Consider the following 24,043-nt stretch of genomic DNA (forward strand, 5'->3'; position numbering starts at 1 on the left):
TTGGTATTGCAGGACGATTTGATTTTCGATACAAGGTACGGTTGACTCGTGACAGCTGATTGCACAAGGACGTGCAAAACGCATCACTTTCCAGCAAGGAAGCCGGAAGTGAACCGATGCGGTGGAGACTGAATGGCAGAGAACGCCCTCATCTCCAACCGGCTGAGACAGGAATGTCGGTGTTGCGTTTGGTGAAGCCCCCCCGCACACCAAGGCAACCATCCCTCGATTCACAAGTCCGACATCGACTGATCGTGAGATTGTTCTCAACGATTTGTATTCTTGGTATGGAGACCCACGATGCTTGTCTTAACACGTCGCGAAAATGAACGGATTGTGTTTCCCGAGGTGGGAATCACTGTCGAACTTGTTGCAATCAACGGTTCCCGCGCCCGAATCGGTGTGGATGCCCCTTCTGAAGTCCGAATTCTTCGTCACGAAATTGCTGAAAAAGAAGGCGTGACGTCCGAAACACCTAGCTTGTCGATCCCCCTCCAACGTCACCCAAAGTTGGAAAAGCTCGGCAAAGCTTCGCATGAAGTTCGGAACCATCTCAACAGCACGAATATCGCTGCGCAATTGCTCCGACGGCAAATTGACGCCGGAATGCTCGACGACGCGGAATCCACCGTGCGGACCCTGCTTCAAGAACTGGAATTGCTGCAAACCGAGGTGCTTCAACCTCAGCCGAAAGCAGTGCCCGCTCCAGAATCGACTGCCACTCCGCCATCTGCATTGCTGGTCGAAGACGATAAGAACGAGCAATCGCTGCTCGCTGGTTTTCTGCGAATGGCCGGCTTCGAAATCATTACCGCAAGTGATGGTCGAGAAGCTCTGGACTACCTCTTGAACAACGAACGTCCGGATGTTGTCCTGATGGACATGCTCATGCCGCATGTCGATGGTCCAACAACCATTAGCGAAATCCGCCAGCACCCTGCTCTTCGAGACCTGAAAATCTTCGCGGTCAGCGGAACCTCGCCAATGAAACTTGGCGTGGAAACCGGCCCCGAAGGAATCGATCGCTGGTTCCACAAACCGATTGACCCCGAAGAACTCGCCCGCGAGATGGCTCGGGATTTGGTATCGTAACCTTTATCCGGGCGTCCAAGACGTCTGAGATGCCAGCTCTCGGACTACCGAGAACTTCGTGACTTCAACCTTTTTGCGTTGGGCCGAATTCCAAGCATTCATTGAAAAATGAACGTCCGCCGTCATCGGGCAGTCGAACTCGCCCTAACGCTCTACGTTTCTCGCCTCGATTCCGACCACGAGTGCATGGTTCGGTCTCTACGAGAAGCCATAGAAAATCGGCTCAACACGGACCAGACCTACGCACTTGAGGTCATCGATGTTTCCACGAAACCCGAGTCAGCGCGGGAACACATCGTCTATGCGACGCCAACGTTAGTCAAAATATCTCCCGCACCGGAACGAAGAATCGTGGGAGATCTCAACAACTGCCGTGAGATTCTCGAGGAATGGATGCTTGTCGAAGAACAATAACTCACACTGCACCTATGGGATGTTTTCCGATTGATAACATTGGCGACGTCGTGTTGATACACCAGCTTCGTCAGCCGAAATTGCTACCTCATCCTGATTCGATTCAGTTTCCATTACCCATCAAGGTTGGGCATTAGTACTGGGTTTTATGCGATAGAAGGAAGGAGCCGCACGATGCGGCGTTCCAATCTCCGAGAAGGCGATACGTGGGAATGGTCTCGCTCTGGATGCGACGATGCCGCCCGCATTGCAGATCTTGAACGTGCTTTGCAGACGTGCAACAACGCGTTTCACAGCATTGTCGATCGGTCGGGCGATGGCGTTCTGGTCATTAATCTCGAAGGAAAAATCTGCTACTCCAACCCGGCAGCCCGCAAACTCCTGGCAACGCCGCGTGATGCCCTGCTTGGTGATGCGTTCGGCATCCCCGTCGCCGCAACCGAGCGAACGGAGATTACAATCCTCCGAGATGGACTTCCGCACCGCATTGCGGAAATGCGGGTGACCAAGACCGAATGGCAGGGAGAACCCGCCTATTTGGCAATGCTTCGCGACGTCACCGAACGAAGACAGTCCGAAGATCGCTCCAAAGAAGATGTGCGGCGGCGTGATGTCTTCCTCGCAATGCTCTCCCACGAATTGCGAAACCCATTGGCGGCAGTTTCGAACGCCGCCCGATTGATGGCTCGCCCCAATATCACTTTGGAGATGTTCCATGAGGCCCGGGAAGTCATCGAACGCCAATGCGGGCAAATGACTCGGCTTCTTGAGGAACTCCTGGATGTCTCACGCATCTCCCAAGGAAAAATTGAGCTCCGAAGAACGTGCGTCGCACTCCGCGGATTGTTGGATGACGCCGTGAAAGCCACCGCGGGAATGTTTTCCGAGCGTGAGCAAACGCTCAAAGTTGATTTCCCCGAAGAAGAATTATCCATCGAAGCCGATACCGTTCGTCTGCATCAAGTCTTAGTGAACTTGCTTTCAAACGCTTCCAAATATTCCGAAAGCGGCCAATCGGTTCTGCTCCATGTCGAGAATATGGGGCAATCCGTCCGGATTGCCGTTCGAGATGAAGGCGTGGGCATGTCCGCCGATCAACTTGAAGATATCTTCGAGCCGTTTGCCCAGATCGACTCCTCGCTTTCACGCTCCGACGGTGGACTTGGCATCGGACTGTCGTTGGTTCGCAGCCTTGTCGAACTCCACGGCGGAATGGTTGAAGCTCACAGCGAAGGACCAGGAACCGGCAGCGAATTCATCCTCCATCTTCCCTTAAGCGCGGAATTGCCGGACGAGCCGGTCCTCGACCGTCTCACGGAAACTCCCAAGACGTTGCGAATCCTTCTTGTGGAGGACAATAAAGATGTCCGCAGAATGCTGCGGTCCCTCCTGCAAATGGAAGGCTACGAAGTCGAAGCGGCTGAAGACGGGACGAGTGGGCTCGAATTGCTCTCGTCTTTCTCACCAGACCTGATGTTCATCGACATTGGTTTGCCGGGCATTGACGGTTACGAAGTCGCACAGACCATTCGTCTCGACCCTGCGAATGAGCACATTCATCTGGTCGCCTTGACGGGTTACGGCCAACCAAGTGACCGAGAAAAGGCCGAGCAGAGCGGCTTCGACACTCACCTTTCCAAACCGATCGACTTTACGCTGCTCGCTGAATTTCTTGGCGAGCGAGTCCGTCATCTTCGGAACGCGGAACCTGTTGTGCTTGATCGCCCGACGGCGGTCGTCAACCGCACGGAACCCACCGATTCCGCCTGAAAACGCGAGTTGTGCCATCGCTCGCCGGTCGGGCTTGCACATTCCGGCAACGCTTGCCATATAAAGAGGAACTCACAATCCCAGCAACGAGTTCCCTATGTCTGCACTGATCAATACAAACCTCCCCGGACTCACGCCGCATCGGGGCAAAGTCCGTGATATTTACGACTTCGGTGACCAACTTCTGCTTGTGGCGACCGACCGAATCAGCGCGTTCGATTGGATTCTCTCGGATGGCATCCCCGACAAAGGACGACTGCTGACGCAACTCAGTCGATGGTGGTTCGACAAGCTGGAAGTGCCGAACCATCTTCTCGACGCTGACCTGACGGATCTCCCACTCCCATCCGGCACGGACTTGGCATCGCTGGAAGGTCGGTCGATGGTCGTGCGACGGGTCGACATCGTCCCGATCGAATGTGTGGTTCGCGGCTACTTGGCGGGGTCGGGCTGGAAGGAATACCAAGCGAGTCAGACGGTTTGCGGGGTTCCGTTGCCGCCGGGACTGGTGGAATGCAGCCAACTTCCCGAACCCATCTTTACCCCGGCGACGAAAGCCGAGAGTGGTCATGACCTCAACATTTCGTTTGAAGAGATGCAATCGCGAGTCGGTCGTGAGTTGTCAGAAAAACTCCGTGATCTGAGTTTCGACATCTACAACAAAGCCGCCGCCATCACCCAGGAAGCAGGAATTATTCTGGCCGACACGAAGTTCGAGTTTGGTCAAATCGACGGCGAATTGCTGCTGGCTGATGAAGTGCTGACGCCAGACAGTTCCCGCTTCTGGCCGATCGATCGGTACCAACCGGGACGCAATCAACCGAGTTTCGACAAACAGTTCGTGCGTGAATGGCTCGAAAGCACGACATGGGACAAGAACAGTCCACCGCCGCAAATGCCCACCGAGATCGTCCAGAAAACCCGTGAACGATACCTCGAAGCTTATCGCCGTCTCACTGGTGAAGACTTCGCCTGAGTTAATTGCGCTCAATCATCATCGGCCTCTTCCATCCCGAGTTGACGCATCTTGCGATACAAATTCGAGCGGTGCAGCCCAAGCGATTCGGCGGCGGTGCTCATATTGTTTTGGCATTGGCGGATGATGCGGCGGATGTGGTCTTGCTGAAATTGCTGCGTCGCGTCTTTCAAATTGGCCTGTGGAATCGAAACCGTCGCCGAGGATTCCGACGGGGTCTGCAAATTTAGATCGACGGCCTGCAAGCGATCGCCTGTCGCCCTCAGCATCGCATGTTCCATCACGTTTCGCAGTTCGCGGATATTGCCCGGCCAGACGTGTTCTTGCAACCGTCGTCGGGCATCCGAGGTGAGTGGAATGGGCGACCGCCGCAGTCTCACGGCAATCTCTTTCACGAAGTACTCCGCCAGCAACAGAATGTCTTCGGGCCGGTCGCGGAGTGGCAATAACCGTTGAGTGACGACGGACAATCGAAAGAAGAGATCGTCGCGGAAGCTTGCCCCGTTCGATCGGTTTCGCAACTCGTCACTGGTGGCGGCGATCACTCGTGCATTGACCGGAATCAGTTGTGTCCCGCCGACCCGTCGGATTTGCTGCCGCTCGATCGCTTCCAAGAGTTGCGTTTGGGCCGCTCCACTGAGCGAACCGACTTCATCCAAGAACAGTGTGCCGCCTTCGGCTTGCTCGAACCAGCCGGGACGCGTTCGTTCATCCTCCCGCAACCCTTTGTCTTGCCCGAACAGTTCCGCTTCCAACTTCGAAGGCGAAAGCGAGGCACATGGAACCGAAATAAACGGAGCCGCCGCTCGCGGTCCGTGAATGTGGATGGCCCGTGCAATTCGTGACTTGCCCGTTCCGTGTTCCCCGACCAGCAACATCGGCAATTCCGACGTGGCCAGATCGGGAATCGTCTTCCGCAAGGCCACCAAACTGGGGTTGTTGCCGATGAGCTTGGTTTCGTCGCGAACAGTTTCCAACGACAGCCGATGCGACCGCTGCATAGGTCCGTCGGCGATGGGTATGTGTCGCGACTGCTCGACCATCGTCGCAATCTCGCAGCACGCGCCGAGCAACCGACCGACCGCAACCGCCATCGGCAAGTCGTCCGCTTTCAAGTGACGTCCCGCGAGTGCCAAGAGTTGTGGCGTGGGCGTGTCACAGGTTGGCACGACGATCAACGTCCAACCGGTCGGTTTTTCCAGACCGCAACAACCGCCTGCTTGTCGTGATCGACAACCAGAAAGCAGATGTTCGGGAATGTCGCCCGGTGCTTGCCGACCACATTGTGCGATCGGCTGCCACCCTGCATCGGGCGTCTCGCTCCAAACCGCGATCCATTGGACCGCGAACTCAGTCGCGATCATGGGAAGTTCATCTTCGAGGAATGCAGCGACGTTTTGCGTTTCGGTCGCTGCTTGCAACAACTGATCTGCGACCGCAAGTGCGACACCACTTCCATCCGCGCGGGCAAACCAAGGCAACTCGTCCCATGTCGTCCACAGGGTTTCGGAATCCATTCGCCACGCCCCACCGGTCGGGTGTCGTCAGTTGTATCGAGACGAGAAGTCAAATTGACATCAACGCACACATTGCGTGATCATAACGACTTCACTAATCCGAACAACCGCACTCAGCGATGACCGTTCAGTTGAGCAGTTCACTGATCGAACCACCTTCCTCATGGGTCCGGCGGATCGCTTGGGCGAACATCATTGACGTTGGGATTACGAACAGTCGGTTCGCGAAGGCGTCGCGGTCGAGTCGGAACGGGTCGATGGTGTCCATGACGATGACCCGTTCGATCTGCGAGAGATTTTCGTTCGCTTTCCCAACGAACAGACCGTGCGTGGCACAAGCGGCCCAGACTTCGCCACCGTGTTTCGCAACGGCACCGGCGGCGATCGCAATCGTACCGCCGCTGGAAATCATATCGTCGAGAATGATCACTCGTTTGTCTTTGACGTTCCCCACGATTTTGCTGCCGGCCACTTCGCTTCCGCTGAGTCGCTCTTTGTCGAGGTACGCAACATCGATGCGGTTGGGCGTTCGAAGGCGTCTTTCCAAGGCGTTCCGGAAGCGTTTGGCCCGACCCATTCCCCCGCTATCCGGAGCCAGCACAACCAGATTGTCCGGATTGTCGATGAGTGGGTCCGGTGCGTGAGCTTCCACCGGAAGTTGGCTGTGTCCACCGGCATCGACACCACAGAGAAAGTCCGCGATGAGATTCTTCGCTTCCAGCGTATCGGTCGGGATGCGAAAAGCATTCTGGAACGCAGAAAGATTATGCACGTCCATGGTCAACACCCGACTGGCTCCAACCGCTTCCAGCGATTGTGCCAAGTATTTGATGCTGATCGGAGCGCGACTTTCGGTTTTGCGGTCCTGACGCGCGAACGGCAAATACGGCGCGACCACGGTGATACGTTTCGCGGACGCGTCGACCAAGGAACCGAGGAAGAACAACAGCTTCGCGAACTTCTCGCCAACCGATTGGTTGCTGTCGGCGTACAGAGACGAAATCACGTAGACATCGCACCCGCGAACGTTGACGTTACTGCGAATATATGGTTCGGTATCTTCGAAATGCTGCTCGACATGGCTCGACACGGGTTCATCGAGGAAACGCGACACATGCTGAGCAAACACACGTGAGCCGTCGAGACCGAAAAGACGGAAATTGTGCAAGGGAAAATGTCCTCATGCCGGAAGGTTACGACCGTCGATCGAACCCACGTTCATTCTCGGTTTCACGACATCGACGTTGACAGTCCAGAGAGTAAAGACCGGCATCTTTGGTGGTCAAGCGAGTTGTCAAGAATTCATGAAGATTGACGGTTTCTTCAACAAAAGACGCGACGCCCCCAACCTGGGCTGAATGGCGTCCTACCAGACCGCATGACGGCCCTTTGAATCTGCGGTGAACTCAAAAAATTTAGGTTCCTGGCGTCCATGGGACAGGACCCGCTGCGACGATCCAGAAACCTCTCTCAGTGAACGTTATGCCCCCTGACCATAATGATTGAATTCCATTGCTACGGTGCAAACGCGGACCGGGAAACAAGCTGACTCACGGGCGAATCAAGAGATTCGGTATGAACTTGCTGCCGGCGTGGTTGCAGTCGATCGGTTGCCAATACGGTGGACAATACAAGTCCATCACGTTCTTCGAGTCGCCAATGCGGAATGTACACGGCGGGCGAAGAATCGTAATGAACATGCCATTGTTGACCAGAAATCGGCACCGCTTCGACACGTCGCGGTACGAAACTTTCTCCACGATGACAGGATTTGTACGCCGCTTCTTTCATCGCCCAAATCTGAGCGGTTCGCCAACAATTTCCTTCTTGAATTGCAGTTCGTTCCCGTTCCCCAAACCAAAAGACCAAACTTTGCGCGGCCAATTGGAGCGGTTCGGCTAAGTCGACGCCGATTCGGAATCCCGGTTCGCGTGTGAACCCAATGAGTACCGATTTTGGGGAATAGGCGATCGACAATCCCCACGGCTTCAATTGGCCATCGATTCGCACTTGCGGGCGGATTCGGCCGCCCGTGGCGTCCCGAGAAAGAATCTCAATGCTGGCGTTTCGTTGTTCGATTGTCGCGAGAGAATCTTGAACGACCTGCTTGGCCACCCAACGACCAATCCTCCAACGCTCACGGGATTCGGAATCGGGGAGTCGTTCGCATTCTCGTCGCTCCGCTAGCGTTAACCAATCGAAACGCTCGGGCAAATGTTGTTGACGAATATCGTCAAACAACATGTACTGCGTACTGTAAGCTGGTGATTGCATATTGATTACTCAACAACGGTGCCACCAGCCCCCGTCGCGAAAATCATGGTATGGAAGGAAGTTGGGGAGCCGGCGTCTCTAGGGTGTCGATCAATTCGCGTGTCAGAACTCCCCTTGCGGAAGCTCCACCCATCAAAGACTTCACATCCCGTTCCTGAATACGCCGACCAACGCTTCCACAGCGCGGATTGGCAGAGCCAATCTAAAACCAATCCGTAGAAGCGGCAAAGAAGTTCGATTCGCTCTAACCGGCGTACCCGAACTGTCCTATTCGCTCGGCGGCGGGAGACGTTTCTTTTTGCGTCGCTTTTTCTTCCGTTGGGGAGCGTCGGATTCCGGCGGGTCTTCGTCGGACTCGTCGTCGGTTGCGAGCATTGTGGATGCTCCCCAGGCCAGACGACCAAGCATTCGGGGATAGACCATCAGGAACGCCGCCAACATCGGCCCAAGCAAGAACGCCGCGAAAAACGGATACGCCAACAAAGCCTCACCAACGAGAGCCATGCCGAGAACCCATCCGCCAGTCACCAGGTGAAACAGCAACCACCCCTGCGGATAGAAAATAAGCGTTCGGAGAATTGGCACGGTGAGCGGGGTCAGCGGGTGATTGGCTTCGAGTGAAGACAGCAACACCACTGGCGCAATCAACAAGAACGCAAACGCCGTCCAGGCCCAAGGCGTTCCAAGAAACATGCCGATCAACCGCCCGAGGAAAAACGCCATCACATTTGCGACGAACAATTGAAAGACGACAAAAACCAGCGAACCGGCCCACTCTTTCCAATCACGCTCGGGCCATTCGTCGATGCGATCGCTGCCGCTGGCGGTTTCGATCAGAATGCACAACCCACCGGAAGCGGCGTAAGCGAGAGCCCCCATGAGAATCCAAAATGTGGGCATCGCGAGAAACGCCACGCCCAGAATGCCGCCTTGCTGCTGCGTGCTGTACAGCAAGAACATGGCTGTCATCAACAGCAACGAGAGTGTCAGTGCAACCGACAACACACTCCATCGAAACCAAGTCTCCGGACGCCATGGAAAGCTGAGCGTTCCGGAAAAGAACGTCCAACGTGGCGGCGGGGCAACTCCGACTTGCCGAATTTCCGCCATCCGATCGAAGACTCGGCCGACAGCCTCACGATTGGTCGTCGTCGGATTTCGAGAATCGTCTGTGGAATCCCGATCCGACCGCTCGGCGGTTTTTCGTTTTTTCTTCCGTGTCCGTCGTCGAGAGGGATTCGCTCGCGACTTCGGAGCTTCCGCTTCGAACGGGATCTCCTCAGCATCGAAGACCGCGTCACTCGAAGAACTCACTGATTGCTTAGGAGTTGATTTTCGACGCGACATCCTTTTTTTGGTTGTCTGCTTCGGCACCTCGGATTCGGCCGGGACGGGAACGTCTTCCAAGCATTCCGGGCAAAGAACAATCTGTGGTTGATTGATCAAAGTCGGTGCGAACGGAGTATCGCAAGAGGGACAGCGAACGACAAAAGCGTTTCGATCCGGTTCCGCGACCGGTTCCGCCTCGACACCGGAAGATTCGTCATCCAATCCATATTCCGAAAATGTAATGTCTTCCGGTGGCGAATTTTCGGACAAATTCCCAACTGGCAACCGGGGTGATTCATTCACAGGAGACGGCGCCCCGTAGCCCGACATTTCAAGGCTGTCTCGCACGTCCGGCGGCAAAGACAAACTATAGGTGCCCACGTCTGGTTTCTGCCGATTCGCCTTCGGCAGCTTTGCGATGACCTCCGCTCGTGATGGCACAGGAGCCGGCGTAAAGCAGTCGTGACACTTCACTTCGTAGGCGGTTTCTCGCAGATCCGGGTGCATCCGCGTGCCACACACTCGACAAGTGACCAGAACATAATCCGGATTGTTCTCATCTGTCACCGGTCTGGCCTATCCATTGTAGAAGTCATGAAATTCGACCGAAGATTCGGTCAAACAAAGAGTATCATCGCGACGCACAGCATTTTCCGTAGAAATTCGCACATGGTCAAGGATATTCACCTTGGTGACGTCCAATCCCCAAAACTGCCCGTCACGCATGTTGTACAACTTCAAACCGATCAAAACGAATCACCAGGGCATTTTGCAACACCTTCCGGAACCTCGCTCAAGAGCCCCAAAATAAATCCAGAAAACACAAACCCTTTCACGTAAAAACCTTACGAACAAAGACCAAACAAACACCTCAGAACGGTACGTAACGTGCAGCTAAGAGATATCAACGCGGAGGAAAGGGCGTTGGCCCGCACTCTTTCCGAAGCACACGAAAGCGTCTCGAGCATTTTGTTCGGGACGCTTTTCTTTTTTTCGCCCCATCTCTTTTTAATTTTCCCATGAACCTCTGAACCGGGAATACGTTCTTATTAGTAGAGGGTGTGGTCGTCCACAAAACACCACATAGGGAAACTCTTTTACTACTTCAAATTTAAGACAGACAAACCGGCCTTTCATGGCCAATCTCTCTTCATTGATGGGGAGGTGCGTGATGCGAAAATATTTGAACAATTCTTATGTAAAACTGATGGCGGGTCACTTGGCGGTCATACTGCTGATGATCGGTTTGCCGCTCACGATTATCTTGGCGGCCACCGAGGTATGGGCGTTGCCATTCGCAATGTTGGCGGTCTTGAGTATCGTTCACGTGGCAATTCTGGCGTTGCAAGTCAGTATTAACGGTCGTCTGATTCCAGAGAATTGGAACTGTGCGTTCTTCCTGCCGCTGCCGATTTTTTCGGCTCAGTATACGGTGAATATGGCGGAAACTGGTCTTTATGCATGGGCGGTTTTGGGATTTCTGCTCACGGCCGCCAGTGCCATGATCGTCGTATTGATGGTTTTGAACATCTGGCAGAAGTTCAAGAATCCAAAACGCAATTCGACCGTGGTTGCGGTCAAGCGAGTGACCTCCGATTCGCAACTGCCGGACGAAGAACCCATGATTTACTAACCATTCCAGATGACCGTCCTCGCAACATTCGAGGATTCCATCACGAACAGCGAAGCCGTCGGGGAGTGATCCTCGGCGGCTTCTTTCTTGGAATGGTGGGTGGAGTTTTTTTCAGAGCAGGCTTCCCGTAGACTGGCTGAAACCGTTTATCGGAAACCCCTACCCATTTCACCCCGCCTGCAAGAAGGAAACTGCTGTGTCTCGATTGATCAATAGAATTGTTGCGGCCATCGTTGTTGTTGCAGCGACAACCGCCACCGCAAGTGATTGGCCGCAATGGCGGGGACCGGAACGAACCGGCCGATCCGCCGAAACCAATCTGCTGACCGAATGGCCGGCCGGTGGCCCCAAAGTCGCCTGGAGTCGCAACGATCTCGGCGAAGCATACTCATCGGTTTCCGTGGCCGGTGGTCGCGTCTACACACAAGGCAATATGGCCGACGAAAATGGCAATGGCGACAACCAAGAGCACGTCATTTGTCTTGAGGAAAAGACCGGAGAACTTCTCTGGTCCGTTCCCCTACCCACAGGAAAAAAGTCATACGCGAAAGGCAAACGCGGAGCCGGTCCTCGTGGCACTTCCACGATTGACGGCGACTACCTTTACACCGTCGGTGCTGGTGGCACGGTAGCGTGCTTGGAAGTAAAGACCGGCAAGATCGTTTGGCACAAGCACTTCATCGACGACTTTGGAGCGAAAGGCGTTCCGACCTGGGACTTCAGCGAAAGCCCACTGATCGACGGTGAAAAGTGCATTGTCACTCCCGGTGGAAAAGAGGGCACCATCGCTGCGCTCAACAAAATGACCGGCGAAACCATTTGGCGAAGTACCGATGTGACCGACGCTGCCCACTACTGCTCCGCGATCGTCGCGGAAGTCCATGGCGTGCGGCAGTACATTCAATTCACGAAGGATCGCCTCATCGGTGTCGAAGCCGAAACCGGCGCGTTTCTCTGGAGCTACGACGGCACGGCCAACCGCACCGCGAACATTTCGACCGCAATCTGCATTGACGATCTCGTATTCAGCGCATCCGCATACGGAACCGGGGGCGGGCTGGTCAAACTCATTAAAGACGGTGACAAGTGGACCGCGAAAGAACAGTGGTTCGAGAAGAAAATTCAGAACCACCACGGGGGTGTGATCTACGTTGACGGCTACATCTACGGCACCGGCAGCAACACCCTGCTCTGCTTGGATTTCAAAACCGGCGAGATTCAATGGCAATCCCGCGGAGCCGGTAAGGGATCAATCACCTATGCCGACGGCTACCTGTACCATCTCGGCGAGAACAACACAATGTGCCTCGTCAAAGCGAACCCCGAAGAATACGTCGAGACCGGCCGCTTCAAAACCCCCAGCACGTCGATGCCCGACTGGGCCCACCCCGTCGTCGCCAACGGCCGCTTGTACCTACGCGATCAGAACTTACTAAACGTCTACAACGTCGCGAAGTAGGCTGGGTCGCGACCCAGCAAATAGTGCGGTTTCGGTATCAAAATGTGCTGGGACGAGTCCCAGCCTACGAGTTTTTCTTCAAAAAGAACCGGCTGACAGATTCGAGTTGATCGGCCCAGAACTTCGCGTCTTCGGTATCGAGGTCGCGGAGTTTTTTTGTGGCTTCTGTCAATGCCGCATCACCATCGGCTCGTGTAGATTGATCCATTTGTTGAACGATGGCGATGTACCCACGGGCCATCCATTCGCGATCGGTGAGATTTGCTTTCTTCGCGATTTCTGCGGCTTGCGTGAATTGCTCGCTCGCCTTCTTGATTTCACCGGCAGCCAGCAATTGCGCTCCGATTAACCAATGAGCATCGGTCATCGGAACGGCATCGCGTTTGAGTTCAATCGCGAGTCGCAGATTCGTGCGAGCGGCGTCGAGGCCGAATGCCATGTCGGATGCTGTGATCGTGATACCCTCGTCTTCCCAAGCGGGCCACGTATTCACACCGACGTTGAAGCAGATCTCTTTCGCGGTCGATTTGAGTGTGTTTGCTGTCTCGGGTGACTCCGCACGCTTGGCTTGCTCAAGTCCGAATTGAATTCCTCGGCGGCCGAACATCGTCATCAACGGAACGTTCTTTTCTTGGTAGTAGCAGACTCGGACGAGCGACGAATACCAAGTCACCACTTCCTCCGGCTTGCCGCTCGACTCAAGATGCACAAAAGCCGCGAACGAGTCTTTCGACTTCGCTAGTTGCAGTGTTTCCTTGAGGATTTGTTTCGTCTGTTGGTCGAGTTGCTGCTGCGCCAAGGTCGTCTCCGCAAAAACAAGAAATCCAAGGATGACGAGTCCTGTACCGCACATACGAATCATATCTTGGATCCCCAGGCGTTTACCTGATTAATGACATGCGAACCCGCGACTAAAACCTGTTGTGGTCGGGCTGTCGCTAACAAGCCACCTTTTCGCGCCGACGCATAGCCAGGCCGTATCAGAGCGTTGACACTAACAAACCGCAACTTTCAACTTGTGGAGATCAACAAACGCAAAGCGTACACGTTCCAAATACATAAAGCTAAACAAAGCGTTGTACCTGCTAGACACCAAAACTGTTTTTGTTCTACCCAATCAGCCGCAAGCAAACTACGACAATAAAACCACAGAACGACGACAAGACTCAAGAAATGGAGGACCAGAGGCCATCCTAGTAAAAATGAGACATATGAGCGCTTCCTTTCCAAGTCCATGGTACCTCGAAAGCTTTCCAATTGCGCCTTGACTTCCGATGCAATCTCTTCTTCACTCATCTTATATTCAGAGGCGACATTAAACGTCCTTAAAATACTATTCACGTACGCTTTGATTATTGTTCGTTCGGCGGAATGTCGTATCTTCCTCCCTGGTTCACGAGGCAGTATTTCGGTTCCACGACTACTGACGACCAAGTGAATCTGGAAAACAACCGACATGCTTGCGACTAGCAAAATGGCTACTGATCTCATTAGTCTTCTTTACACGCAGGCTTGAGCAAGCCTTGTCTAGACAAGACGGCTACGAGCAATCATCAATACTCCCCCACGGTTTCTCCACCCGCTCGGGTTGCGAGGGCATCGTACACGTTGGCGTTCATGGTTTCACTCAGGAATCGCGCTGAACCGTCGCCGAGGAGGTGGAAGACTCCGCCGGGGTGTTGGCTGGACGGTCCGTAAAGTGCGTCGATGGCGCGATAGGTCTTGTTGCCGTCGCCATCGCGTTCGACTTCGTAATACGGCTGGTAATTCAACGGTAATTCGGGACCGGCGTAGCTGGGGAGGTTGGTGGAATCGTACCGGCGTGATGCGAGGGCGGCCGCTCCACCATCAATCCAGACGGCCGAACCGGTGTCGCGGGTCTCGGCGATGAACACGGTGTTCGAGAGCCCGTCGGTGATGTCGGCGAAGCGGGTCTTCGACAGCGGATAGAACACGCCGTCCGCGTTCTGCCAGAGTTTCCCGATGTCGGAAGCTCCCATCGCCGCGTAATTTCTGAGCGCGTACGGACTTCCCATGTCGGTGTAGAGCGGATCATCACTGAAATCCGGGCCGGAATAACTCGGACAGCGATACACTGGCAACACCGTGCCCGCCGCCGTTTGGTTCACCGGGTCGAGAGCCGAGACGTTGTAATCCACCAGGTTCTGCAAGTTCGTTTGCTCCATCTGCGGGAGAATCAAACTCGCCCAACTGTGGAGGTGGTAACGAAACGGCCGATCTCGCCACACGCCCTTCTCGACATCACTGGTACTGCTTGGCGGGAGGACCTGGTGCGTGTCATGGTAGTTGTGGAGGGCCAAACCGATCTGCTTGAGATTGTTCCGACACTGCACACCCCGAGCGGCCGACCGCGATTGCTGCACCGCCGGCAACAACAATGCGATCAGAATGGCGATGATTGTGATCGAAACCAACAATTCGATCAGTGTGAATCCGGAACGTCCGGCGGATGGAGAACGCTTCAGCATCGGGAATTCCTGGTTGAGGGCTGTCGACAGAAGCGGTGTGGATATGTTACTCAAAACGAATTCGACCACGGAACTTCAACAAGATGGCCAGAACATGTCGGATGCGGACTCGAAGATTTGCCGACGTATCGTGTTTCACGGGCGTGTCCAAGGTGTGGGGTTTCGGATGACCACCGAACGCTTGGCACAGAAATACGAAGTCGTCGGGTACGTCAAGAATCTCACGGATGGCACCGTCGAAATGTTGGTCCAAGCCGATGCGGACGAAATTGAACGGTTTCTCAATACCGTTCGGCAACGGTTCTCCGGTTACATTGAGGCGGAAGAATCATCATCGTGTGAGGAATCGATGAAGAAAGCGGCAAACGGGTGCCGTGCGTTCACCACTCGATACTGATTGGGTTCAGAAAATTCAGGCGTGTGGCGTTTCGTTCCGCGAATCCTCGATTTTCTGCAGTGACTGCGCTTTTCCCGTTAGATCACGCTCGATAGATTGAATAGACATACCTCTTTTTTGATTTGCGTTGAACTTTGTTTCTCTGTCTTGAGGTCTCGAATCGATGGACGAAGTCGATTTCTCCACAGCTGTTTCGCAACTTTTCCAGGGAATTTCCCAGGATTGGATTATCGCTTTGGCCGTTTTGGTCGGGTTGATCGCGACGCTGATTGCGTTTTGCTATACCACTCAAGCCGGCGTGATTGCCCGCGCGACGACCAAAGAAGCCGTTCGGCAACCCATCTTTTTCCTGATGTTGTTCTTGGCGATGACTTTCCTGCTCTTGAACACTTTCCTCCCCTTCTTCTCGTTGGGTGAGGATTTGAAGATGTTCAAGGACGTCGGGCTAATCACGATCATGTTCTGCGGGATGTTTCTCGGCATTTGGACGTCGAGCATCAGCATCTCTGAGGAAATCGAAGGAAAAACCGCGATGACGCTGTTGTCGAAGCCGATCAACCGGCGACAGTTCATCACTGGAAAATACTTCGGCATCATGAATGGCGTGATTTTCCTGATCGTGCCCTTGGTTGTCGTGTTCGCGGCATTGATCTACTACAAGGTTGGTTACGATGCCCGTGAGGGTTCGCAAACCGGCATTACGGCCGCCGATCGACTGAGAGAAGTCATCCAAGTTCTCCCCAGCACATTGTTGGTGTTTCTGGAAGTTGCTGTGATGACGGCCGTCAGCGTGGCGATTTCCACTCGACTACCGATGATCGTCAATATCGTGACCTGTATGGCGATTTTCGTCGTGGGACACCTCACGCCAGTTTTGGCTCAGACGGTGTTCGCGAAGCTTGAGTTCGTGAAGTTCATGGCCCTCATGATTGCCACCATTTTGCCCGCGCTTGAAGCATTCAAGACAGACGCCATCGTCGCCACCGGCAAAATTGTGCCCCCCATGTATTTGGGGACCGCATTGGCCTATTGCGTCTTCTACACCACTGCCGCAATCCTGTTGGCGTTTATCCTGTTTGAAGACCGCGACCTGGCCTGATCAACGGGCGGTTTCGCGAATTTGCCCGAAAACACGGATGCTTTTCCTTCAATTCGGGGTTAGGATCGAAGATGAGGACCGATTCGCGGTAACTGCACGCAGGTCCTCAACATCCAACGGAAAACTCACTGAATTCCCACGGACGATTTCCTCCTGAAAGAACGGCTGAATTCGTGGAAGGTTTAAGCCCCGCATCCGTCGATTCCTTCGATCGCCTGTTCCCACGTCGCGAATTGTTTCGTGGGAAAGCGTTGGCATCGATTCTTTGGTCGTTCTTGGATACCTGTTGTCTGGTTCTTGCGTTATTCGTCATCTTTCTAGTTGTTGATCTACTCGAAACGAGTGGCGAATTGGTCATCTCGGCCCATCAGCCGACACAAACTCTGGCAGAAAACAAAGCAACCGCCGAAACGGAATGGGCCGAGCTGGAACCGATTATCGGGCCGGAAAACTTCGCTGCCCTTGCTCCACGTGTTTCCACCGGCGAAACCGAATACCGGATGACGCTGGACAACACCGGCGTGCTGCCCACGGTTTGGAAAAGTCGACATCATTGGTGGGGCGGACTGATCGCCAACGCGTATCGCATGTTGCCCTCTCTGCGATCCAATCGACCGGCGTTGGCAGCGTTGGTGTTCATTGGCATTTGTTTGGGTCTCGTGCGAACGCTGTTCGCGACGTTGGCCCGTCGAGCTCGCAGCGACGCCGCTTTGCAGGTCGCGGTTCGATTGCGGCAGATGATTCACCGACAACGGTTGCGACTTGGTCCTGGCGACCTCACCGATAGCGAAGCACAATCCGTCCGCGACATCTTCATGAACGACACGGAAGTTGTGCGTCGAGGGATTTACGATTGGATCGGGCGTTTCGGGCGGTACCCGCTCACATTGGCATTGCTGTTCTTGTTGGCGATGTCCATTCACTGGCGATTGACGCTGCAATGCATCATTCCGCTTGCGTTCGGCTGGTACCTGCTGCAACGACAACGATTCTCGACCCAACAGAAAGCCCGCTACGCCGATAGCCAATCGGAGGAGCAACTCCGAATCCTCGCCGACGGTCTGGACAAAACTCGCCTCATCCGTGGATACGGGATGGACGAATTCGAGTCCGCTCAGTTCCAACATAACCTGGAGCGATATCGAGCCAGCACATCGCAAATTAGCCGAAGCGAACGAGGTTCGCAGTGGATTTCGCGATTCATCGTGATCCTTGTTGTGAGTGTCGTACTGATCATACTCGGCCTGAAAGTTCTTGAACCGGCGGGAACACCGTACGGACTGTCGCTATCTGCAACGTTGGTTCTCATGACGATCTTCGCATGGATGTATCGTCCGTTGGAGGAATTGTTTCACGCCGTCCGTGCACGTCGGGATGTCGCCACAATTGCCGACCGAATCTATCGCTACCTCGATCGCGTTCCGACCGTCGGACAAGCCGTGGGAGCCAAGTTCCTTCAACCATTGTCGAAACGAATCCACTTCGAGAATGTTTCGTACACTCTGAAGAATCGTGGCCGACTGCTGAACCAACTGGAACTCAAGATTCCGGCAGGCAATTCGGTCGCATTGGTTTCGCATGACCCGCTCGTACCGAAAGCCTTGGCGTATTTGCTGCCCCGATTTATCGAACCCAACGAGAACGGTGGTCGGGTGCTGTTCGATGGTCAGGATATCGCCTGGGTCACGCTGGAGTCATTGCGAGCGGAAACCGTCTACGTCAGCGGTTCGGACCCCCTGATGACGGGAACGGTCCGCGAAAACATCGCCTGCGGACGGTCGGACCATTCGCTGCAAGATGTGATGGCCGCCGCGAAGCAAGTGCACGCCAGCAAGTTCATTCTGGACCTGCCTCAAGGTTACGAAACGATGCTCGGCGAACACGGCGAACAGCTTGATCCTGGCCAAAGTTTTCGTCTTGGGCTGGCCCGTGCGATGCTCCGCGACCCGGCCTTGCTGATCATCGAGGAACCGGTTGCCCAGTTGGACGAAGACACCAAAGCCCTTCTCGACGACGCGTACAACCGGATTTTCCGGGACCGAACCGTGATTCTGCTGCCATCGCGTCTCTCATCCGTGAAGCGGGCGGATCGGGTCGTCTTGCTGCACAATGGCCGCGTGGACAGTATCGGACCACACGCCGAACTCGCCAGCACTTCGCAGCTCTATCGGCATTGGGAATACCTCCGATTCAGCGCGATGAGCAAGGAAGTCACCAGTCGATAGAGAAAAATTGTCGACGGGTTTCGGCTCGAATTCGCCGTTAACGCCCTGACAACTGGTGGAATTTTGATACCTGCTGATTCCACAACCTGGGAAAGCTTGACTTTCCAGACTTGTGTCCGGAATCGGTAGTGACTATTATTCCGCCGGATCGGAACTCACAAACACTCTGTTTGGTGTCCGAGCAATAGCCAATCGGGACGTAGCTCAGCTTGGTAGAGCGCCTGCTTTGGGAGCAGGAGGTCGCACGTTCAAATCGTGTCGTCCCGACTTTCGCTGTTCAATTCAAACGAACAACATTCTTGGACGCCGAGTTAGGACGACTGACTCGGCTCATTTTCATTCTGCTGACTCAACTTAATCTGTCATGCCTCGGATCAACGATCACTATTTGAAACTCAAGGCGGGCTACCTGTTCCCAGAGATCGGCCGTCGAGTCAGAACGTTCGCGGAAGAGAATCCTCAGGCGAACATCATCAAATTGGGCATTGGCGATGTCACCGAACCGCTGCCGAAGGCCATCAGCGATGCCATGCACGCTGCGGTCGATGAGATGGGCACGCGGGAAACCTTCCGTGGGTACGGTCCGGAGCAAGGCTACGACTTTCTTCGCGAAGCCATCGTAGAGAACGATTACAAAGCTCGTGGCGTGGACATTTCCGCCGACGAGATTTTTGTGTCCGACGGTTCCAAATGCGATACCGGAAACATTCTGGACATCTTCGGCCCCGACAACACCATCGCCATCACCGACCCGGTGTACCCGGTGTATGTCGATACCAACGTGATGGTCGGGAACACTGGCGAGGCCAATGAAACGGGCCAATACGACGGCCTCGTTTACCTGCCGGTGACGGCGGAGAACGACTTCATTCCGCCCCTGCCCGATCGCCCCGTTGATTTGATCTACCTCTGCTACCCCAACAACCCGACGGGTACGGTCGCCTCGAAAGAAACACTCAAAACCTGGGTCGATTACGCTCGCAACAACAACGCGATCATCTTTTTCGATGCCGCCTACGAAGCATTCATCACCGACCCGGAAATTCCGCATTCGATCTTCGAGATTGAAGGCGCCCGTGAGGTTGCGATTGAGTTCCGCAGCTTCAGCAAAAAAGCTGGATTCACCGGCGTACGATGTGCGTTTACCGTTGTTCCTAAAGAACTGACCGGACGCACCGCCGACGGTAGCGAACAAGCCATCCACCCATTGTGGAATCGTCGACAAAGCACGAAGTTCAACGGTGTGTCTTACATCGTTCAACGAGGTGCAGCCGCTGCGTATTCGCCGGACGGTAAGAAGCAAATCCAGGAACTCGTTGACTTCTACATGCAGAACGCCTCCATTCTTCGTGAAGGACTGGAGAAGCTCGGCATCTCGGTCTATGGCGGCGTGAATGCCCCGTATGTTTGGCTGCAAACGCCGAACAATTTGCCAAGCTGGGACTTCTTTGACCAACTGCTGACCAAAACGGAATTGGTCGGGACTCCTGGCAGCGGATTCGGAGCGGCTGGCGAAGGCTACTTCCGCTTGAGTGCATTCAACAGCCGAGCCAATGTCGAAGAAGCCGTCGGACGTCTCAACAAAATGCTCTCTTGATTTCCTGTGATCCTGCTTGCTCAAGGATGAGCGACTCATGACCGTCGGAGACTACGCAGAAGCCATCATCCTGGGAATTGTCCAGGGAATCGCGGAGTTTCTTCCGATCAGTTCGTCGGGCCACTTGGTCATCATCGGCGAGATCATCCGTAATCTCACCGGACGCGAAATCGATCCGGAAGCCAATGTGCAACTGATTGTCGCGTTGCATGCGGGAACGTTGTTGTCGATTCTCGTGGTCTACCGAAATCGACTGTTGGCGATCCTGCGTGAACGGTGGGTTCTGATCGGCATTGTGGTCGCGACGTTACCGCTGGTCATCATCGCCCCCACACCGATCAAAGATTTTCTCGAAGAAGGTATGGCAACTCCGATGGTTGCCGGCTGTTGCCTACTCTTGACCGCGTTCCTGCTGTTAGTCAGTCGATCGATGGAACGCGGCGAACGATCGCTCGAGCAGATGACACCGCTCCACGCCTGGCTGATCGGGCTGTTCCAACTTCTTGCGATTTTGCCGGGCGTCTCGCGATCGGGCAGCACGATTTCCGGTGGTTTGATTCTCGGTTACACCCGGGAAGCGGCGGCAAACTTTTCCTTCTTCATTGCAATCCCGGCCATTCTTGGCGCGACGGTCTTGAAAGCCGCTGATATGCTCGGTGGAGACGCCACCGGTGCGAATTTCCCCATCGGACCGCTCGTCGTGGGCACAGCGGTGTCATTCATCGTTGGCTGGCTGACGCTGAGTTGGCTGCTGTCCATCATCGCTCGCGGCCGACTCCATTGGTTTGCGATCTACTGTGCCATTGTCGGCATCGCAACGATTGTCTGGCAATTGCTGGTCTGAGCTACTCCATTCCAACTGCAGCACGGACGGTTTCGACCGCATCGCTGCAAAGCTTCTCCGCATCGTCTTTCTGAGGAGCTTCGGCAATCACACGGAGAATTGGCTCGGTATTGCTGGCCCGCACCTGCACCCACCGATCATCCCAATCCAACCGCAAACCGTCCCCGGTCGTGGCGGCGGCATCGGGATACTCCGCCTGCAACGCAATGCAAGCTGCCTCGACTTCGGTGCGAGGACAGGTCAGCTTGTCTTTGACAATCGTGTATTGCGGTAGCGAATCTGCCCAAGTCGCGACCGATTCCTGCCCAGAAGCCAAACCGTCAAGCACATAAGCCATCGCCAGAAAACTGTCGCGGACGAAACCGACTTGAGGATCGATCAACCCGCCATTGCCCTCACCACCCAACACCGCCGAAACGGCCTGCATCTTGGCAACGACGTTCGCTTCACCCACGTGCGACCGGTGAAACTCGCAACCGTGTTTCTCCGCGATGTCGGCAGTCACGCGACTCGTCGAACCATTCACAACCACCGGACCTTTGCGACGACCGAGCACATGATCGGCACACAAGGCAAGTGTTAGTTCCTCACCGATATACCGGCCTGTGTTGTCCACAATCGCGAGACGATCAGCATCCGGGTCCTGAGCGAACCCCACATCCGCCCCACTCTGCTTCACACGCTCGCAGAAAGAAGCAAGATTTTCTCGCGTCGGTTCCGGAGTGTGTGCGAATTGACCATCCGGTGTGCCGCCGAGCACTTCGAAATCGCAGCCGAGTTGCTCCAGAAGAGTCGGCCCCAACACCCCGCCCGATCCGTGATTGCAATCCAAGAGAACCTTGAATCGACGGCTGCGAATCGCTTCGATGTCGACCAGTTTCAATACCCGATCCAAATGCGGTTGCCCTGGGTTCGCCAATGTTTCGACACGCCCTAGCCCGTCGAAACTCGACAATTGGAATGAACCATTTTCTAAGATCCCCAGCAATCGTTTCCCAGCCGCAGCGTCCAAGACCGAGCCAGTCGGCAGGAACGGTTTGAGTCCATTCCACGGAGCCGGATTGTGACTGGCCGTAATCTGCAAACCACCCGCTGCCTGGTGATGCGTAACCAGCACACCGCAGGTCGGCGTCGAGGCGATATCGGCATCAAGAACGCGACAGCCAGTCGCCAACAAACCGGCCACAACGGCATGCTTCACCATTTCGCCACTGGCCCGACCATCACGGCTGAGCACAATCGTCCCGCCCTTGGTCATCGTTCCCAACGCCATGGCAAACCGCGTCACATAGTCCGGTTCCAGACCATCGCCAATGATTCCTCGCAAACCGGAAATACTGACAATCCGTTGTGTCATCGTTTTTGCCTTTCGATGGACCGATCCTGTCACTGGCTTTTTAGCGAATCTGTGTTGCTTCCGGAACGGTTGATGCCGACCAATTTTCTCGTCAACCAATTCTCTCATCGACTAACCAGAGCCCAGAACGTGCAAATTATCCAAAGCGAACCGCAATTTTCGAGTCTTTCGCCACGGGAGATGACAGGAGTAACGAGCGTGGCTCCCACTCCACACAGATAGTCCTGACGTTATTTAGCTCCCAACACGGGCGAAACTTGAACCATCGTCAGACCGCTGGACTTCGAGGCAAAATTTCGAGACGATGGATACCATGTGCGGACGTTTCAATCTTCGAACCAACCTAACCGTCATCGCGGACACATTCGGTGTGAAACCGCGACAGATGGAATTGCCACTCCGATTCAACATTGCCCCGACTCAAGACGTGCTGGCGATCCGGCAAGGCGACCAAGAGCGGGAACTGTTCCAACCGCGTTGGGGGTTGATACCGTCATGGGCGAAAGACCCGTCCATCGGCAACCGCATGATCAACGCCCGCTGCGAAACGGTCGCCGAGAAACCATCGTTCCGGTCGGCCTTCAAACGCCGTCGTTGTCTAATCCCCGCGACTGGTTTCTATGAGTGGAAAGGGAAAAAGTCGCCGAAACAACCCTTCCACATCCACATGCAAGACGATTCCGTATTTGGATTCGCTGGCCTATGGGAAACTTGGAAGAGTCCGGATGGGCCAACCGAATCTTGCACAATCATCACGACGGAACCGAACTCGTTGACCGCGGAAATTCACGACCGCATGCCGGTCATTCTTCACGAAGACGACTACACGATCTGGCTCACTGACGACGAACCTGACGAACTCCGGGGCCTGCTGATGCCGTACCCTGCTGATGAAATGGTGGCGGAACCGGTCAGTCGACACGTCAGCAACGCTCGCAATGAAGGGCCGGAGTGTTTGAATCCAGCGTGACTCCGACCATCACAAGTTGAACTTTCAACGACGAAGCCAACAGTGCACCGGATGGTTTGCTCGCTTCGAGTCGCCGCCTGCCACGCCTTGACGTCGACCAGCACCGCACGCTGGCTGCTGGAATTGTGGACACGCAAATCCGAATCGCCGACTCAATTCACACGGTGGTCGAAGCGACTTTCTTGATGCGTGTTTTGTTTCCTGCATCGTCGATGGCGACATAGGTAAAGTCAGCTTCGGTGACCATGAACCGGGGGCAACGAAACTCTTCCTGCCGAAGGACCGGCTTGACCCAGACTTCTAAATGAATTGTGATTGAGGTATTCCCAACCCGTTGAACGGCACCGTAACAACAAACCACATCGCCAATTTTGACCGGTTTGTGAAACCGCATCGCCTCGACTCCCACGGTCACCATGCGTGGATGGTTCGCAGCTTCCTTGGAAAGAATGCCCCCCGCGATATCCATTTGCGACATGATCCAGCCACCGAAGATATCACCATTGGCATTGGTGTCGGCGGGCATAGCAAGCGTTCTCAACACCAGTTCCCCATGAGGGTTCAGGCACTCTTCCGTTTCATCGGTCATGACGACTCCACT

The 24,043-nt window shown here is 54.8% G+C and carries 20 protein-coding genes and 1 tRNA gene; 13 read left to right on the top strand and 8 right to left on the bottom strand.

Annotation, left to right across the window (positions count from 1 at the left end; all coding sequences use genetic code 11):
* Positions 1-300: 300 nt before the first annotated feature.
* The 4 genes from G6R38_RS17405 (at position 301) to G6R38_RS17420 (ending at position 4,252) form a co-directional block, all read left to right on the top strand.
* Complete coding sequence (locus tag G6R38_RS17405) at positions 301-1,092, top strand: response regulator (protein ID WP_166828748.1); 792 nt, start codon at positions 301-303, stop codon at positions 1,090-1,092.
* 108 nt (positions 1,093-1,200) lie between these two features.
* Positions 1,201-1,506: a circadian clock KaiB family protein gene (locus G6R38_RS17410; protein ID WP_166828751.1), complete on the top strand. Its 306-nt coding sequence runs from the start codon at positions 1,201-1,203 to the stop codon at positions 1,504-1,506.
* A gap of 174 nt (positions 1,507-1,680) precedes the next feature.
* Complete coding sequence (locus G6R38_RS17415; protein ID WP_166828753.1) at positions 1,681-3,276, top strand: hybrid sensor histidine kinase/response regulator; 1,596 nt, start codon at positions 1,681-1,683, stop codon at positions 3,274-3,276.
* 97 nt (positions 3,277-3,373) lie between these two features.
* On the top strand, positions 3,374-4,252 hold the full coding sequence (locus G6R38_RS17420) for a phosphoribosylaminoimidazolesuccinocarboxamide synthase (RefSeq protein WP_166828756.1): 879 nt from the start codon (positions 3,374-3,376) through the stop codon (positions 4,250-4,252).
* 11 nt (positions 4,253-4,263) lie between these two features.
* Here the strand turns inward: G6R38_RS17420 and G6R38_RS17425 are convergent, their stop codons facing one another.
* The 4 genes from G6R38_RS17425 to G6R38_RS17440 all read right to left on the bottom strand — a co-directional run bounded on the left by G6R38_RS17425 (position 4,264) and on the right by G6R38_RS17440 (position 9,939).
* Positions 4,264-5,769 (bottom strand): sigma 54-interacting transcriptional regulator, encoded by a 1,506-nt coding sequence (locus G6R38_RS17425; RefSeq protein ID WP_166828759.1) that lies wholly within the window; start codon positions 5,767-5,769, stop codon positions 4,264-4,266.
* A gap of 127 nt (positions 5,770-5,896) precedes the next feature.
* Positions 5,897-6,937, bottom strand: a complete 1,041-nt coding sequence (locus tag G6R38_RS17430) for a ribose-phosphate diphosphokinase (RefSeq protein WP_166828762.1) — start codon at positions 6,935-6,937, stop codon at positions 5,897-5,899.
* A gap of 347 nt (positions 6,938-7,284) precedes the next feature.
* Positions 7,285-8,043, bottom strand: coding sequence for a 4'-phosphopantetheinyl transferase family protein (locus G6R38_RS17435; protein WP_166828765.1), 759 nt, complete (start codon positions 8,041-8,043; stop codon positions 7,285-7,287).
* Between the two features lie 267 nt (positions 8,044-8,310).
* The gene (locus G6R38_RS17440) at positions 8,311-9,939 is read right to left on the bottom strand and encodes an MFS transporter (protein WP_166828768.1); all 1,629 of its coding nucleotides are present in this window, start codon (positions 9,937-9,939) and stop codon (positions 8,311-8,313) included.
* A gap of 604 nt (positions 9,940-10,543) precedes the next feature.
* Here G6R38_RS17440 and G6R38_RS17445 point away from each other — a divergent pair.
* Positions 10,544-11,005 (top strand): hypothetical protein, encoded by a 462-nt coding sequence (locus G6R38_RS17445; RefSeq protein ID WP_166828771.1) that lies wholly within the window; start codon positions 10,544-10,546, stop codon positions 11,003-11,005.
* 196 nt (positions 11,006-11,201) lie between these two features.
* Complete coding sequence (locus tag G6R38_RS17450) at positions 11,202-12,464, top strand: PQQ-binding-like beta-propeller repeat protein (RefSeq protein WP_240928244.1); 1,263 nt, start codon at positions 11,202-11,204, stop codon at positions 12,462-12,464.
* A gap of 64 nt (positions 12,465-12,528) precedes the next feature.
* On the opposite strand, the gene G6R38_RS17455 is transcribed toward G6R38_RS17450, so the two are convergent.
* Both G6R38_RS17455 and G6R38_RS17460 read right to left on the bottom strand, forming a co-directional pair.
* Positions 12,529-13,326, bottom strand: coding sequence for a hypothetical protein (locus tag G6R38_RS17455; RefSeq protein ID WP_166828775.1), 798 nt, complete (start codon positions 13,324-13,326; stop codon positions 12,529-12,531).
* A gap of 691 nt (positions 13,327-14,017) precedes the next feature.
* Complete coding sequence (locus tag G6R38_RS17460) at positions 14,018-14,953, bottom strand: DUF1559 domain-containing protein (protein ID WP_166828778.1); 936 nt, start codon at positions 14,951-14,953, stop codon at positions 14,018-14,020.
* Between the two features lie 43 nt (positions 14,954-14,996).
* Between G6R38_RS17460 and G6R38_RS17465 the strand changes: the two genes are divergently transcribed.
* The 6 genes from G6R38_RS17465 to G6R38_RS17490 all read left to right on the top strand — a co-directional run bounded on the left by G6R38_RS17465 (position 14,997) and on the right by G6R38_RS17490 (position 21,115).
* Positions 14,997-15,350, top strand: coding sequence for an acylphosphatase (locus G6R38_RS17465; RefSeq protein ID WP_206028620.1), 354 nt, complete (start codon positions 14,997-14,999; stop codon positions 15,348-15,350).
* A gap of 163 nt (positions 15,351-15,513) precedes the next feature.
* Positions 15,514-16,449 carry an ABC transporter permease subunit gene (locus tag G6R38_RS17470; RefSeq protein WP_166828781.1) on the top strand — a complete coding sequence of 312 codons (936 nt, stop codon included), beginning with the start codon at positions 15,514-15,516 and terminating at the stop codon, positions 16,447-16,449.
* Positions 16,450-16,622: 173 nt separating this feature from the next.
* A complete protein-coding gene (locus G6R38_RS17475) occupies positions 16,623-18,674 on the top strand; it encodes an ABC transporter transmembrane domain-containing protein (RefSeq protein WP_166828784.1) in 2,052 nt (683 codons plus the stop codon).
* Between the two features lie 193 nt (positions 18,675-18,867).
* Positions 18,868-18,941: transfer RNA gene (locus G6R38_RS17480), tRNA-Pro, on the top strand.
* A 97-nt stretch (positions 18,942-19,038) separates the two neighbouring features.
* Complete coding sequence (locus G6R38_RS17485) at positions 19,039-20,271, top strand: LL-diaminopimelate aminotransferase (protein ID WP_166828787.1); 1,233 nt, start codon at positions 19,039-19,041, stop codon at positions 20,269-20,271.
* Between the two features lie 37 nt (positions 20,272-20,308).
* Complete coding sequence (locus G6R38_RS17490; protein ID WP_166828790.1) at positions 20,309-21,115, top strand: undecaprenyl-diphosphate phosphatase; 807 nt, start codon at positions 20,309-20,311, stop codon at positions 21,113-21,115.
* A gap of 1 nt (position 21,116) precedes the next feature.
* On the opposite strand, the gene glmM is transcribed toward G6R38_RS17490, so the two are convergent.
* Positions 21,117-22,472 (bottom strand): phosphoglucosamine mutase, encoded by a 1,356-nt coding sequence (gene glmM / locus G6R38_RS17495; protein ID WP_166828793.1) that lies wholly within the window; start codon positions 22,470-22,472, stop codon positions 21,117-21,119.
* A gap of 313 nt (positions 22,473-22,785) precedes the next feature.
* Between glmM and G6R38_RS17500 the strand changes: the two genes are divergently transcribed.
* Positions 22,786-23,442: an SOS response-associated peptidase gene (locus G6R38_RS17500; protein ID WP_166828796.1), complete on the top strand. Its 657-nt coding sequence runs from the start codon at positions 22,786-22,788 to the stop codon at positions 23,440-23,442.
* Between the two features lie 157 nt (positions 23,443-23,599).
* Here G6R38_RS17500 and yciA read toward each other — a convergent pair whose 3' ends face one another.
* Complete coding sequence (gene yciA / locus G6R38_RS17505) at positions 23,600-24,031, bottom strand: acyl-CoA thioester hydrolase YciA (RefSeq protein WP_166828799.1); 432 nt, start codon at positions 24,029-24,031, stop codon at positions 23,600-23,602.
* Between the last annotated feature and the right edge of the window lie 12 nt (positions 24,032-24,043).

The sequence above is a fragment of the Thalassoroseus pseudoceratinae genome (genome assembly GCF_011634775.1).
In the GTDB taxonomy this organism is placed as follows: Bacteria; Planctomycetota; Planctomycetia; order Planctomycetales; family Planctomycetaceae; genus Thalassoroseus; species Thalassoroseus pseudoceratinae.

Coding starts and splice junctions, on each gene's coding strand:
- G6R38_RS17405 (WP_166828748.1), top strand. CDS start 301: ATGCTTGTCTTAACACGTCGCGAAAATGAACGGATTGTGTTTCCCGAG.
- G6R38_RS17410 (WP_166828751.1), top strand. CDS start 1,201: ATGAACGTCCGCCGTCATCGGGCAGTCGAACTCGCCCTAACGCTCTAC.
- G6R38_RS17415 (WP_166828753.1), top strand. CDS start 1,681: ATGCGGCGTTCCAATCTCCGAGAAGGCGATACGTGGGAATGGTCTCGC.
- G6R38_RS17420 (WP_166828756.1), top strand. CDS start 3,374: ATGTCTGCACTGATCAATACAAACCTCCCCGGACTCACGCCGCATCGG.
- G6R38_RS17425 (WP_166828759.1), bottom strand. CDS start 5,769: ATGGATTCCGAAACCCTGTGGACGACATGGGACGAGTTGCCTTGGTTT.
- G6R38_RS17435 (WP_166828765.1), bottom strand. CDS start 8,043: ATGCAATCACCAGCTTACAGTACGCAGTACATGTTGTTTGACGATATT.
- G6R38_RS17445 (WP_166828771.1), top strand. CDS start 10,544: ATGCGAAAATATTTGAACAATTCTTATGTAAAACTGATGGCGGGTCAC.
- G6R38_RS17455 (WP_166828775.1), bottom strand. CDS start 13,326: ATGATTCGTATGTGCGGTACAGGACTCGTCATCCTTGGATTTCTTGTT.
- G6R38_RS17460 (WP_166828778.1), bottom strand. CDS start 14,953: ATGCTGAAGCGTTCTCCATCCGCCGGACGTTCCGGATTCACACTGATC.
- G6R38_RS17465 (WP_206028620.1), top strand. CDS start 14,997: ATGTTACTCAAAACGAATTCGACCACGGAACTTCAACAAGATGGCCAG.
- G6R38_RS17470 (WP_166828781.1), top strand. CDS start 15,514: ATGGACGAAGTCGATTTCTCCACAGCTGTTTCGCAACTTTTCCAGGGA.
- G6R38_RS17485 (WP_166828787.1), top strand. CDS start 19,039: ATGCCTCGGATCAACGATCACTATTTGAAACTCAAGGCGGGCTACCTG.
- G6R38_RS17490 (WP_166828790.1), top strand. CDS start 20,309: ATGACCGTCGGAGACTACGCAGAAGCCATCATCCTGGGAATTGTCCAG.
- glmM (WP_166828793.1), bottom strand. CDS start 22,472: ATGACACAACGGATTGTCAGTATTTCCGGTTTGCGAGGAATCATTGGC.
- G6R38_RS17500 (WP_166828796.1), top strand. CDS start 22,786: ATGTGCGGACGTTTCAATCTTCGAACCAACCTAACCGTCATCGCGGAC.
- yciA (WP_166828799.1), bottom strand. CDS start 24,031: ATGACCGATGAAACGGAAGAGTGCCTGAACCCTCATGGGGAACTGGTG.